Below are 12,410 nucleotides of genomic sequence, written 5' to 3' on the forward strand. Positions count from 1 at the left end.
CATGAAAAGCCTTCTTCGACTTGTCGCCTGCGTCCTCGTCCTAGCTCCCGGCGGCGCCCTGGCCCTGGAGATCCAGCCGGTCACCAGCCCGGGCGGCATCAAGGCCTGGCTGGTGGAGGACCACCGCAACCCGATCCTGTCCCTGAACTTCTCCTTCCGCGGCGGCGAATCCGCCGACCCGAAGGGCAAGGAGGGCCGGGCCCGCCTGGTCTCCGGCCTGCTGGACGAAGGGGCGGGCGATCTGGATTCCCAGGCCTTCCAGAAGGCCCTGGCGGACAACTCGATCACCATCCGTTTCGACAGCCGCTCGGACCGGTTCTCGGGCCGCATGGTTACCCTGACCGAAACCCGCCAGAAGGCGGTCGATCTGCTCCGCCTCGCCCTCACCGAGCCGCGATTCGACCCGGAGCCGGTGGAGCGGATCCGCGCCCAGGTGGTCGCCTCCCTGCGCCGCGACCTGCAGAGCCCGCGCACGATCGCCGGCCGTACCTGGTGGGCCACAAGCTTCCCCGACCATCCCTATGGCCGGTCCGGCGACGGCACCCTGGAGAGCGTGGCGGCGGTGACGGCCGAAGACCTGCGGGCGTTCACCGATGCCGTGCTGGCGCGCGAAGATCTGGTGGTCGGTGCGGTCGGCGACATCAATGCCGAGGAGCTGGGCAAGCTGCTCGACACGGTGTTCGGCGGCCTGCCGGAAGCCTCCAAGGCGCCGGCGATCGAGGACACGGTGCCGGTGCACACCGGCGAGACCATCGTGGTCGACCTGAAGATCCCCCAGTCCGTGGTCGTGTTCGGCCAGGCCGGCATCGAGCACGAGGACCCGGACTGGTACACCGCCAACCTGCTCAACCGGGTGATGGCTGGCGGTTTCGGCTCGCGGCTGATGGAGGAGATCCGGGAGAAGCGCGGCCTGGTCTACGGCGTGTGGGCCTACCTGCTGCCGCTGGACCATTCGCCGATGATCATGGGCGGCCTCGCCTCGCAGAACGCCCGGGTGGCCGAGGCGGTCGCGCTGGTCCGGCAGGAATGGGAACGCATGGCCGAGACGGGGCCGACCCAGGAGGAACTGGACGACGCCCGCACCTATCTGCTCGGCTCCTTCCCGCTCAGCCTGACCGATTCGGACGGCATCGCCTCCATTCTGGTGTCGCTGCAGGAGAATGACCGGCCGATCGACTATCTCGACCGGCTGGAGGAGATCTATGGCGGCATCACTCTGGCCGACGCCCGCCGGGTGGCAGCGAAACTCTATCGCGCGAAGGAATTGACCGTGGTCGTTGCCGGTCAACCCGAGGGGATCGAGCCCGCCGGGTCGGCGTCCGCGCCCGCGTCCGGCGGCTGACGTACCGGAGCACGGATGACGGCAGGGGCGGCGATCGACTACCTTAAGGGGAGAGGAGAGCCGGATGCTACATGACCTGCCGATCGCCAACGACATAGACGCCTGCTTCGCGCATAAGGCCGCCGCCGGGCTGCCGCGCGACACGTTCGAGGCCATGGGCGAGGCCGGCAGGACGGCGCTGGCGTTCATCCGCGCGCGCCTCGACGACGGCAGCCTGCCGGTGCTCACCCTGCCGCGCCGGCGCGACGACATCGTCGCCTGGAAGCCGATCGTCGATCGCTACCGCTCGCTCTATGACGACGTGGTGGTGCTCGGCATCGGCGGATCGTCCCTGGGCGGGGCGACCCTCTGCGCCCTGGTCGACGGCGGCGGGGTGACCGGACCGCGGGTGCACTTCCTCGACAACATCGACCCGATCGGCTTCGATTCGCGGCTGGCGCGGCTGGACATGGGCCGCACCGGCTTTCTGGCGATCTCAAAGTCCGGCGGCACGGCGGAGACCCTGACCCAGCTGCTGATCGTCATCGACCGGCTGACCGAACGGCTGGGTAAGGAGAATCTGGGCACCCACATCACCTGTATCGCCGAGGCGACCGACAACCCGCTGCGCCGCATCGCCTCGGAACACGGGCTGTTCTGCCTGGAGCACGATCCCAAGGTGGGCGGCCGGTTCTCCGCGCTCTCCGTCACCGGCCTGCTGCCGGCGGCCATCGCCGGGGTCGACGTGGAAGGCGTGCGCCGGGGGGCTGCCGCCATGCTGGACGCCGCCCTGTCGGCGGAGAACCCGTTGGACGATCCCGCCATCGCCGGGGCCGCGATTAACGTGGCGCTGGCCCGCGACCACGGGATCAGCCAGACCGTCCTGCTGCCCTATGTGGACCGGCTCGACCGGTTGTCCTTCTGGTTCCGCCAGCTCTGGGCCGAGAGCCTGGGCAAGGAGGGTCACGGCACCACCCCGGTCAACGCGCTCGGCGTCGTCGACCAGCACAGCCAGATGCAGCTCTACCTGGCCGGGCCGCGCGACAAGCTGTTCACCGTGATCTGCAGCGATCCGCGCGGTCGCGGCGGACAGGTGCGCGCCGAAGTGGCCGGCAGCGCCGCGGAGTCCCTGGACTATCTGGTCGGCCGCACCATGGGCGATCTGATGGCGGCGGAGCAGCGGGCGACCATCGACACCCTGATCAGGAACGGCTGTCCGACCCGGGTGATCCGCTTCAACACCCTGAACGAGGAGGTGATGGGCGGGCTGATGATGCAGTTCATTCTGGAGACCATCGCCGCCGCCCAGATGCTCGGCATCGACGCCTTCGACCAGCCGGCGGTCGAGGAGAGCAAGGTGCTCGCCCGGCAGTTCCTGCGCGAGGCGACCTGATGCCCGAAGGGGCCGGCAACGCTGCAGAGACCTCTGCCGCGTCCCCGATGCCGACGCTGCGGCGTCTGCCGGAGACGCTGGTCAACCAGATCGCCGCCGGCGAGGTGGTGGAGCGGCCGGCCAGCGCCCTGAAGGAACTGGTGGAGAACGCGCTGGACGCCGGCGCCCGTCGCATCGACATCGTGCTGCGCGAGGGCGGGCGCAGCCTGATCCAGGTGTCCGACGACGGCTGCGGCATGGAGGCCGACGGCCTGTCCCTGGCGGTGGAGCGCCATGCCACCTCCAAGCTGCCGGACGACGACCTGACGCATATCTCGACCCTCGGCTTCCGGGGCGAGGCGCTGCCGTCGATCGGCGCGGTCAGCCGGCTGTCGATCACCTCGCGGGCTCGCGGCGGCGACACCGCCTGGCGGATCCGCGTGGAAGGCGGTCGCCTCAGCCCGCCGGAACCGGCGGCGCTGACCGCCGGCACGCGGGTGGAGGTGCGCGACCTGTTCTTCGCCACCCCGGCCCGTCTGAAGTTCCTGAAGGCCCCGCGCACCGAGCAGGGCCATGCGGTGGAGATCATCCAGCGCCTCGCCATGGCGCATCCGGAGGTCGCCTTCTCGCTGGGCGACGGCAGCCGCACCCTGCTCGACCTGGCCGCCGCGCCGGATCTCGCCACCGGCGACGACCCGTACCGGGCTCGGCTCGCCCGACTGGGCGCCATCCTGGGCCGCGAGTTCGAGGACAACGCGCTGCCGGTCAATGCCGAGCGCGCCGGCTACCGGCTGACCGGCCATGCCGGCCTGCCGACCCTGCACAAGCGGACCAGCGCCCAGCAGTTCCTGTTCGTGAACGGCCGCCCGGTGCGCGACAAGCTGCTGCTCGGGGCGGTGCGCGGCGCCTATATGGATTTCATCTCCGCCGACCGCCATCCGATGGTGGCGCTGTTCCTGGAGCTGCCGGCCGAGGAGGTGGACGTGAACGTCCATCCGGCCAAGACCGAGGTGCGGTTCCGCGATGCCGGACTGGTGCGCGGCCTGATCGTCGGTGCGCTGAAGCACGCCCTGGCCGAGGCCGGGCACCGGGCCTCGACCACCGTCGGCACCGCCACCCTGGGCGCGTTCCGGCCGCAAGAGGGACCCTATCAGGGCAGCTACCCGCGCCCGCATTCCGGGGCGAGCGCGTCCTGGGCCACCTATCATCCGTCGCATCCCTCCCAGGGTCTCGCCGAGGCCCAGGCCGCCTGGCAGGCACCGGACAGGGGAGGATCGGGCGGCGGCTTCGCCTTCGACAGCGCCCCGGCGGCCCGGGTCGAGACCGGCGCCCCGATGCCGGTGGAGCACGACCCCAACCACCCGCTGGGGGCCGCCAAGGCGCAGGTGCACGCCAACTACATCATCGCCCAGACGGGGGACGGTCTCGTTATCGTCGACCAGCACGCCGCCCATGAGCGGCTGGTCTACGAGCGGATGAAGGAGGCGCTGGCGGCCGGTGGCGTGGCGCGTCAGGCCTTGCTGCTGCCCGAGGTGGTCGAGCTGGAGGAAGCGGCCGTCGACCGGCTGGTCTCCCGCGCGCCGGAGCTTGAGGCGCTGGGCCTGGTGCTGGAGGGGTTCGGGCCGGGCGCGGTGGTGGTGCGCGAGGTGCCGGCTCTGCTCGGCCAGACCGACGCCGCCGGGCTGGTCCGCGACCTGGCCGAGGATCTGGCGGAGGCCGATGCGGCCCTGTCCCTGGAGGACCGGCTGGCCGATGTCTGCGGCACCATGGCCTGCCACGGCTCCGTGCGCTCGGGCCGGCGGCTCAATGCCGACGAGATGAACGCCCTGCTGCGCCAGATGGAGGCGACCCCGCATTCCGGCCAGTGCAACCACGGCCGCCCGACCTATGTGGAGCTGAAGCTCAGCGACATCGAACGGCTGTTCGGGCGGCGGTAATTTGCCGGCGGTAAATTAAAGCCCGTCATCCTGAGTCGTTTCGGGATGACGGCTCAGGGAGGTCGAAGGGTCACCCCTCCATCGAGTCCAGCGCCTTCTTGAAGCGTCCCGCGTGGCTGGTTTCCGCCTTGGCGAGGGTCTCGAACCAGTCGGCGATCTCCTCGAAGCCTTCGGCGCGTGCCATGCGGGCCATCTCCGGATACATCTCGGTGGCGTCGTGGGTCTCGCCGAGGATCGCCGCCTTCAGGTTCGCGCCGGTATCGCCGATCGGCGCGCCGGTCATCGGGTCGCCGACCTCCTCAAGGAACTCCAGATGACCGTGGGCATGGCCGGTCTCGCCCTCGGCGGTGGAGCGGAACACGGCGGCGATGTCGTTATAGCCCTCGATATCCGCCGTCAGCGCGAAATAGAGATAGCGCCGATTCGCCTGGGCCTCGCTGGCGAAAGCCTTCTTCAGGTTCGCCTCGGTCTTGGACCCCTTGAGGTCGGTCATGGGCATGCTCCGGTCGGAGGCGGGCCGGAAGAGACGTCAGCCGGCGGCTTTCCTGACGCGCACGATCAGGTCGACCCGCTCGATCTCCGCGCCGGGAGGGGCCGAGGGCAGGCTGCCGATGGAGACCTGGTCGGCCGGAATGTCGATCAGACGCCCGGTCTCCGCCTCGAAGAAATGGTGGTGACCCTGGGTGTTCGTGTCGAAATAGGACCGGCCCGCCTCGACCACGACCTCGCGCAACAGGCCGGCATCGGTGAACTGATGCAGGGTGTTGTAGACCGTCGCCAAGGAGACCCGCACGCCGTCGCGCTCCGCCTGGGAGTGCAGCTGCTCCGCCGTCACGTGCCGGTCGGCGCCGTCGAAAAGCAGACGGGCGAGGGAAAGGCGCTGGCGCGTCGGACGCAGTCCGGCTCCGCGCAATGTGTCCACGGCAGCGGCGAACGGTCGTGACGTCATAACGCGCATCCTGTGTGTTCTCGCTCGCGGAACCGACCGATAGGGCTTCCAAAAGCGTTGAAACAAAACGATTATCATGAAGGCTGACAATTGGCAATCCATGCCCTTTGCAAGCTCGGGTGCGATGTGGTTTGCTTGGTCCGATTGAGCCCGACGGGAGGTCGTGGCTCAGAGCGCCGGGAATGCGGGGAGCGTATTCCCGGTGGATTGACGGACCCACGGACGGCGAGGCCGGCATTGGATTTCAAGAAGCGGAGCAGCTTCTCCTACAAGGATCTGCTCGAATGCGCCCACGGGCGCCTGTTCGGTCCCGGTAACGCGCAGCTGCCGCTGCCGCCGATGCTCATGTTCGACCGCATCACCCATATCGCCGAGACCGGCGGTGCCAACGGCAAGGGTGAGGTCGAGGCCGAGTTCGATATCAAGCCGGATCTCTGGTTCTTCGCCTGCCATTTCGAGGGCGACCCGGTCATGCCGGGCTGCCTGGGCATGGACGCGCTGTGGCAGCTGCTGGGCTTCACGCTCGGCTGGCTCGGCGGTCCGGGCTCCGGGCGCGCCCTGTCGGTCGGCGAGGTCAAGTTCAGCGGCCAGATTCTGCCGACCGCGAAAAAGGTCCGCTATCATCTCGACCTGAAACGGGTTATCAGCCGCAAGCTGTTCCTCGGCATCGCCGATGGATGGGTGGACTGTGACGGTGAACGGGTGTTCGAAGCCAAGGACATTCGAGTGGGCCTGTTCGCCAATCCGGCGGCGGCCCTGGCCTGACGGAGAATAAAATGCGACGCGTCGTCGTCACCGGTGTCGGTGTCGTTTCCCCGATTGGCAACGACAAGGCCGAGGTGACCGAATCACTCAAGATCGGCCGCTCGGGCATCACCTTTGCTCCCGAGTACAAGGAGATGGGGTTCCGCAGCCATGTGCACGGCTCGCTGAAGCTCAATCTCGAGGACCGGATCGACCGCAAGCTGCTGCGCTTCATGGGCGACGGGGCGGGGTATAACTATCTCGCCATGGAAGAGGCGATCGCCGACAGCGGTCTTGAGACCTCGGACATCTCCAATCCGCGCACCGGGCTGGTCATGGGCTCCGGCGGTCCGTCGACCCGGAACATGATGCAGGCCTTCGACACCGCGCGGGAGAAAAGCCCGAAGCGGGTCGGCCCGTACATGGTGCCGCGGGTGATGTCGTCGACCAACTCGGCCAACCTGTCGACCATCTACAAGATCAAGGGCCTGAGCTATTCGATCAGCTCGGCCTGTTCGACCAGCTCCCACTGCATCGGCAACGGCACCGAGCTGATCCAGTACGGCAAGCAGGACATCGTCTTCGCCGGCGGCGGCGAAGAGCTGCACTGGACCCTGTCCGTGCTGTTCGACGCCATGGGGGCGCTGTCCTCCAAGTACAACGAGACGCCGGAGAAGGCCTCGCGCCCCTACGACGTCAGCCGCGACGGCTTCGTCATCGCCGGGGGCGGGGGCGTGGTGGTGCTCGAGGAGCTCGAGCACGCCAAGGCGCGCGGCGCCAAGATCTACGGCGAAGTGGTCGGCTACGGCGCCACGTCGGACGGCGCCGACATGGTCGCGCCGTCGGGCGAGGGCGGGCTGCGGGCCATGCAGCTGGCGCTGACCGACGTCCACGATCCGGTCGACTACATCAACACCCACGGCACCTCGACGCCGGTCGGCGACATGGTCGAGCTGAGCTCGATCTCCGAGGTGTTCCGCGGTCAGAACAAGATCCCCTACATCAGTTCGACCAAGTCGATGACCGGTCACAGCCAGGGCGCGACCGGCGTGCACGAGGCGATCTACACGCTGCTGATGATGAACGGCGGCTTCATCGCGCCCTCGATCAACATCGACTCGATGGAACCGGAGGCGGAGTCCATGCCGATCGTGCGGGCGCCGATGCTGGACCAGGAAGTCAACGTCGCGCTGTCGAACAGTTTCGGTTTCGGCGGAACCAACGCCGTCCTCGCCTTCCGACGGGCGGACGTCTGAGCAACCGGGCGGCGCCGTTCGGTTCGCCGCCCACGCAAACTCCGCGATCCCGGCGCACCGCCGGGGCATTTCAGGAACAGGAGCCCGATGTCAGATTCGCCCTCCCCCCAGCCGATCATGGCCGGCAAGCGCGGGCTCATCATCGGCGTGGCCAATGACCGCTCGATCGCCTGGGGGATCGCAGCCGCCCTCGCGGAACACGGCGCGGAGCTCGCCTTCACCTATCAGAACGAGAGCATCGAGCGGCGGGTGAGACCGCTCGCGGAGTCGGTCGGCGCGGATATCGTGCTGCCGTGCGACGTGACCGACCATGAGTCGCTCGATGCCGTCGTGGCCCAGATCAAGGACCGCTGGGGCGGTCTCGACTTCGCCCTGCATGCCGTCGCCTATTCCGACAAGGCGGAGCTGAAGGGCAAGTACTACGACACGTCCCGGACCAACTTCATCAACACGATGGACGTGTCCTGCTACTCGTTCACGGCCCTGGCCCAGCGTCTCGCACCGCTGATGAGCGAGGGCGGCAGCCTACTGACGCTGTCGTATCTCGGGGCCGAGCGCAGCACGCCGAACTATAACGTCATGGGCGTGGCCAAGGCGGCGCTGGAGGCGAGCGTGCGCTATCTGGCGGCCGATCTCGGACCGGACGGGATCCGCGTCAACGCCCTGTCGGCCGGCCCGATGCGTACCCTGGCGGGCTCGGCGATCGCCGATGCGCGCTACACCTTCCGATTCTCCGAGAACGCCGCCCCGCTCGGCCGCAACGCCGCGCTGGAGGAGGTCGGTCGTACCGGCATGTATCTGCTGTCGCGCCTGTCCTCCGGCGTCACCGGCGAGGTCGTGCATGTGGATGGCGGGTTCCACTCGGTCGCCATCCCGCATCCCAGCCGTCGCGAGGGCAACAAGGGCGAAGGCTGAGGGCTTTCGTCCGCCTCCTTCCCGTCTCCCCGGCTCCGGACGCCCCCGTGCCGAAGGGTCTGGATCAAGCGCTCCATCGGTCCCGCCCTGGCTCCCGGCTCGAGGCCGGGAAGACGCTGGGCGAGAGAGGGGAGCGGTGCTTGCAATCACTCACGACATCCCGCACTCCCCGGCCTTGTGCCGGGGCAACGAGTCCGACGTCCGGATGTGTGCCCCGGCGGATCCATCGCTTGTCCGGTCACAGGGACAGAAACGGCGCGTTTGAGTGGGAGGCGTCATGAGCCCTGCTCCGCCGCGGCTTCCTTCTGCCGGGTATGCACGTCCTCGGGCCAGCGCGACTTGATGAAGGCGATGATCGCCCAGATGTCGGCATCGGCCAGGTCGGCTTCGAAGGCCGGCATCTCGTTGCGGTAGCTCGGCGGCGAGAAGGGCTGGCCGCCGAACTTGATGACGTCGAACAGGTCGCGGTCGCTGAGCCGCCAGATCGGCGCCGTGCCCTCCAGGGGCAGCGGTGGGCGCCCGCCATCCGGATAATCTCCGTCCCAGCCCGGCTTCCCGACCAGATCGGCGCCGTGGCAGAAGGCGCAGTGCTGATCGTACAGGCTGTGGCCGAGGCCGACCTGGGCCGCGTTGGCGTGGTCGGCCGAGATCGCCGTCTGATTGGTGTAGCGCTCCCAGAACAGGTCGCCGGCCGTGATCAGGGCGCCGATGACCACCGCGGCGGCCAGGAACCGGCCCTTGGGGCCAAGCCGGTTCACCACGCCGCCGACGAGGCCGCCGCGTCCCGGAGTGGGGGCGTCGTCCTCGTCATCGGCAAACCGGCCCTGACCGCGGGCCGGATCGATCGCCCGTCCGGGCGGCTTGGGGATGCGGCCGCGCAGCCGCTGCTCGAAGCGGGACCGTCGGTCCCGACGGGCGGTTTTCGGATCGCGCATGGGCTGCCTCCGCCTCCTATCGCGTGGCGCGCGTCAGTCGACCTCGCGCACCTTCGGCGTCCCGAAAACATTGTCCAGCCAGTCCGGCCGGGCAAGTCCGGCGCGCACCTTGGCCTCCATCGCCGCCTCGCCGGCGCGCACCTGGTCGAGCCGGTCGGCGACATCGTCGATCCGGTCGTGGGGGACGATGACGACGCCGTCGCGGTCGGCCACCACCAGATCGCCGGAGGACACCGCGACGCCGCCGCACAGGATGTCGAGCCCGACCGTGCCGGGACCGACCCGGGCGGGCGAGTTCGGGGTGACGCCGCCGTGCCACACCGGCAGGCCCATACCCTCGACTCCGTCCTGGTCGCGGATCGCCCCGTCGGTGACGACACCGATGGCGCCGGCATTGCGCAGCATCCCGCACAGCAGATCGCCGGTCAGCGCGGTCTGGCGGTAGCCGTCGGCGGCGCAGACGATCACGTCGCCCTTCTGCAGCACGTCCAGACAGGCGGCGAGCGCCAGGTTGTCTGCCGGATGGGCGAAGGCGGTCAGAACCGGGGCGGCGATGGACACCGCCGGCGGGATCTGCGGCTTGATGTCCGGGGTCATGCCGCCCCGCCCTTCCATGGCGTCCACCACCTGGGCGGTGTAGACGCCGCGGAAGCGGCGGAGCTGGGCCTCGCTCGGTCGAGGGAACTTCCGGCGGACGGTGAGGATGGGAGGATCTTCGAGCATGCGGTCAGGTCTCCGCGCGGGTGAACAGGGCAGCCATCGCCTCGGCACAGGCGGCGGGCTCCTCCTCGGCGAGGAAATGCCCGCAATCCAGGGCGACGGCCTCCACATCGTCGGCCCAGCGGCGCCAGACGTCCAGATGCCGCTCGTCCTTTTCCTTCAGGTAGCGCGACCCCCAGACCAGCAGGGTCGGGCAGGCGATACGCCTGCCGGCTTCCAACGAGGCCTCGTCCAGGGCGAAATCCACCGTCGCCCCGGCCTGATAGTCGGCGAACATGGCGTCGACCACGGCCGGATCGCGGTAGGCGTCGCAATAGGCCTGGACCGCCGCATCGTCGAGCCGGTCGCGGTGGCCGGCCCAGCGGTCGATCAGGTGACGGACATAGCCCGGGCCGTCCGCCCCCACCATCCGGCGCAGGAACGGGTCGTCCTGGGCGAGCAGCAGCCAGTGATAGCCGCCCAGGGCCGAGCGCCAGTCCATGCGACGCCAGTTCTCCAGGGTCGGCAAGATGTCGAGGGCGGCGAAGCTGCGCACCCGCTCCGGCAGGTCCAGGGCCATGCGGTAGGCGATCCGGCCGCCGCGGTCGTGCCCGGCCAGGTGGAAGCTGTCATGGCCGAGCGCGGTCATCAGCCCGGCGCAGAGCTTGGCCAGATTGCGCTTGGAGAAGGTCTCGGGGCTCGGCTCGGGGCCGCGCGAGGCGCCATAGCCGGGCGTGTCCGGGATCACCAGCGTGAAGCGGTCGGCGAGCAGCGGGGTGAGCTGGTGGAAGGCCATATGGGTCTGGGGAAAGCCATGCAGCAGCAGGACCGGCGGTCCCGACCCGCCGATCCGGACGTGAAGCTCCGCCTCGTCGACGGTGATCCGGTCGGTGCTGAAGCCTTCGAACATGCCACTCTCCCTCAATCCCGGTAATAACCATGCTACGTCTGGGCACGGGGTTCCAGTACGGGAATGGACGCGAACAGGGAGGAGCGAATGGCGGAAGACCGGCGCGGCGGCCGGAAAGCGGCCCTGGCGCGGGCGACGGACTATCCCTACGCGGCGCATCCGGAACCGTTCCTGTTCCGCGGGGGCCGGGCCGAGCCGCTGCCGGCCGACCTGCGGACTGATCATCTGATTCCGGTCATCGCCGTGGGCTCCAACCGCGCGCCGCTTCAGCTCGCGCGCAAGTTCGAGCACATGGAGACGGCGATCCCGGTCACCCGGCTGGTGGCCCGGGACCTGGACGTGGTCCACGCCGCCCATATGGCGGGCTATGGCGCGGTGCCGGCGACCCTCGCCCCCGCCCCCGGCACCGAGGCGGAGCTCTGGGTCACCTGGCTCGACGCGGCGGCGATGCGGCGCATGGACGCCACCGAGGCGGTGGGCGTGAACTACGCCCGCGAGGAACAGGCGCTGGAGATCGTGACCGCCGACGGGCCGGCGCCGGCACGGGCCCTGGTCTACAACGCCCTGCGAGGATGCCTGAGCTTCGACGGCGCGATGGTGCCGCTCGCCGCCGTGCCCGCGACCGGCAGGCGGGTTCCGGCCCTCACCCAGCGCGAGGTCCTGGAGCGCCTGCATCGCGAGGCCGGCAGCACGGCGTCCTTCGAGCGCTGGCTGCATGGCCATATCGGCCCCACCGGGCTGCTGCGCCGCAAGCGGCTGACGGCCAAGCTGGCGGCAGGGGCGTTTCGTCCCGGTCGCGCCGGAGGTGATCCGATCAGTTGACGGTCGGCCGGATCTCGTCGTCGCCGTCCCGGTCGAACCGTTCCGCCACCAGCCGGCTTTCGGCCATCAGGCAGGATTGGGCACTGACCGTTTCATTGGAGGCCCGCAGCCGGCACAAAAGCACCTTGAGCAGGGCGACCAGTCCCGGTTCGGCATTGGCCAGGAGGCGGCTGAAGTTCTGTTCGTTGATCACCTGGACGACGGTCATCCCGACCGACCGGGCGGTGGCGCTGCGCGGGCACTTGTCGATCAGCCCCATCTCGCCAATCAGCTCGCCGGCGCCCACAGTGGCCAGAACGACCTCGTGGCGGTCGCCCGCACTGCGCAGGATCTCCACCTCGCCGCTCTCGATCAGGAAGGCGGCCCAGGCCTGATCGCCCTCGTGGAACAGAGTCTGTCTCGGCCGGTAGACCCGGCGATCCAGGATTTTGCCCTTGCGCATCCGCTCTCTCCCCGTCCGGTTGCTCCAACGGAAGATCGTCCGATGGAGGTGGTGACGGCCGGAGCCAGGGATAACGCACGTTCGGCGCCGCTGGTGTCACCGTCCCGT

At 69.2% G+C, this 12,410-nt stretch carries 13 protein-coding genes; 7 read left to right on the forward strand and 6 right to left on the reverse strand.

Annotated features, from left to right (window positions below; all coding sequences use genetic code 11):
- Position 1 precedes the first annotated feature (1 nt).
- From BLS34_RS11240 to mutL, 3 genes are all read left to right on the forward strand, one after another.
- Positions 2–1,342 (forward strand): M16 family metallopeptidase, encoded by a 1,341-nt coding sequence (locus tag BLS34_RS11240; RefSeq protein ID WP_093150320.1) that lies wholly within the window; start codon positions 2–4, stop codon positions 1,340–1,342.
- Between the two features lie 64 nt (positions 1,343–1,406).
- On the forward strand, positions 1,407–2,714 hold the full coding sequence (locus tag BLS34_RS11245; protein WP_093150322.1) for a glucose-6-phosphate isomerase: 1,308 nt from the start codon (positions 1,407–1,409) through the stop codon (positions 2,712–2,714).
- A gap of 47 nt (positions 2,715–2,761) precedes the next feature.
- A complete protein-coding gene (gene mutL, locus BLS34_RS11250) occupies positions 2,762–4,630 on the forward strand; it encodes a DNA mismatch repair endonuclease MutL (RefSeq protein ID WP_093150524.1) in 1,869 nt (622 codons plus the stop codon).
- 70 nt (positions 4,631–4,700) lie between these two features.
- On the opposite strand, the gene BLS34_RS11255 is transcribed toward mutL, so the two are convergent.
- Both BLS34_RS11255 and irrA read right to left on the reverse strand, forming a co-directional pair.
- On the reverse strand, positions 4,701–5,123 hold the full coding sequence (locus BLS34_RS11255; protein ID WP_028796255.1) for a rubrerythrin family protein: 423 nt from the start codon (positions 5,121–5,123) through the stop codon (positions 4,701–4,703).
- 36 nt (positions 5,124–5,159) lie between these two features.
- The gene (irrA, locus tag BLS34_RS11260) at positions 5,160–5,588 is read right to left on the reverse strand and encodes an iron response transcriptional regulator IrrA (protein WP_028796256.1); all 429 of its coding nucleotides are present in this window, start codon (positions 5,586–5,588) and stop codon (positions 5,160–5,162) included.
- Positions 5,589–5,816: 228 nt separating this feature from the next.
- Here irrA and fabA point away from each other — a divergent pair, with 228 nt between their 5' ends.
- The 3 genes from fabA to BLS34_RS11275 all read left to right on the forward strand — a co-directional run bounded on the left by fabA (position 5,817) and on the right by BLS34_RS11275 (position 8,494).
- Complete coding sequence (gene fabA, locus BLS34_RS11265; protein WP_028796257.1) at positions 5,817–6,344, forward strand: bifunctional 3-hydroxydecanoyl-ACP dehydratase/trans-2-decenoyl-ACP isomerase; 528 nt, start codon at positions 5,817–5,819, stop codon at positions 6,342–6,344.
- An 11-nt stretch (positions 6,345–6,355) separates the two neighbouring features.
- Positions 6,356–7,579 carry a beta-ketoacyl-ACP synthase I gene (fabB, locus tag BLS34_RS11270; protein ID WP_028796258.1) on the forward strand — a complete coding sequence of 408 codons (1,224 nt, stop codon included), beginning with the start codon at positions 6,356–6,358 and terminating at the stop codon, positions 7,577–7,579.
- An 87-nt stretch (positions 7,580–7,666) separates the two neighbouring features.
- Positions 7,667–8,494 (forward strand): enoyl-ACP reductase FabI, encoded by an 828-nt coding sequence (locus BLS34_RS11275; RefSeq protein ID WP_245565678.1) that lies wholly within the window; start codon positions 7,667–7,669, stop codon positions 8,492–8,494.
- A gap of 275 nt (positions 8,495–8,769) precedes the next feature.
- Here the strand turns inward: BLS34_RS11275 and BLS34_RS11280 are convergent, their stop codons facing one another.
- The 3 genes from BLS34_RS11280 to BLS34_RS11290 are packed head-to-tail and all read right to left on the reverse strand — an operon-like array spanning position 8,770 to position 11,038.
- Entirely contained in the window at positions 8,770–9,429 is a 660-nt protein-coding gene (locus BLS34_RS11280) for a c-type cytochrome (protein WP_093150324.1), read from the reverse strand.
- A gap of 33 nt (positions 9,430–9,462) precedes the next feature.
- Entirely contained in the window at positions 9,463–10,152 is a 690-nt protein-coding gene (locus tag BLS34_RS11285) for an RraA family protein (RefSeq protein ID WP_175474192.1), read from the reverse strand.
- 4 nt (positions 10,153–10,156) lie between these two features.
- Positions 10,157–11,038 carry an alpha/beta fold hydrolase gene (locus BLS34_RS11290; RefSeq protein WP_093150328.1) on the reverse strand — a complete coding sequence of 294 codons (882 nt, stop codon included), beginning with the start codon at positions 11,036–11,038 and terminating at the stop codon, positions 10,157–10,159.
- A gap of 87 nt (positions 11,039–11,125) precedes the next feature.
- Between BLS34_RS11290 and BLS34_RS11295 the strand changes: the two genes are divergently transcribed.
- Positions 11,126–11,860: a hypothetical protein gene (locus tag BLS34_RS11295; RefSeq protein WP_093150329.1), complete on the forward strand. Its 735-nt coding sequence runs from the start codon at positions 11,126–11,128 to the stop codon at positions 11,858–11,860.
- Here BLS34_RS11295 and BLS34_RS11300 read toward each other — a convergent pair.
- Positions 11,853–12,302, reverse strand: a complete 450-nt coding sequence (locus BLS34_RS11300) for a cyclic nucleotide-binding domain-containing protein (RefSeq protein WP_093150332.1) — start codon at positions 12,300–12,302, stop codon at positions 11,853–11,855. The genes BLS34_RS11295 and BLS34_RS11300 overlap by 8 nt on opposite strands.
- Between the last annotated feature and the right edge of the window lie 108 nt (positions 12,303–12,410).

This window comes from Thalassobaculum litoreum DSM 18839 (genome assembly GCF_900102465.1).
Classification (GTDB): Bacteria; Pseudomonadota; Alphaproteobacteria; order Thalassobaculales; family Thalassobaculaceae; genus Thalassobaculum; species Thalassobaculum litoreum.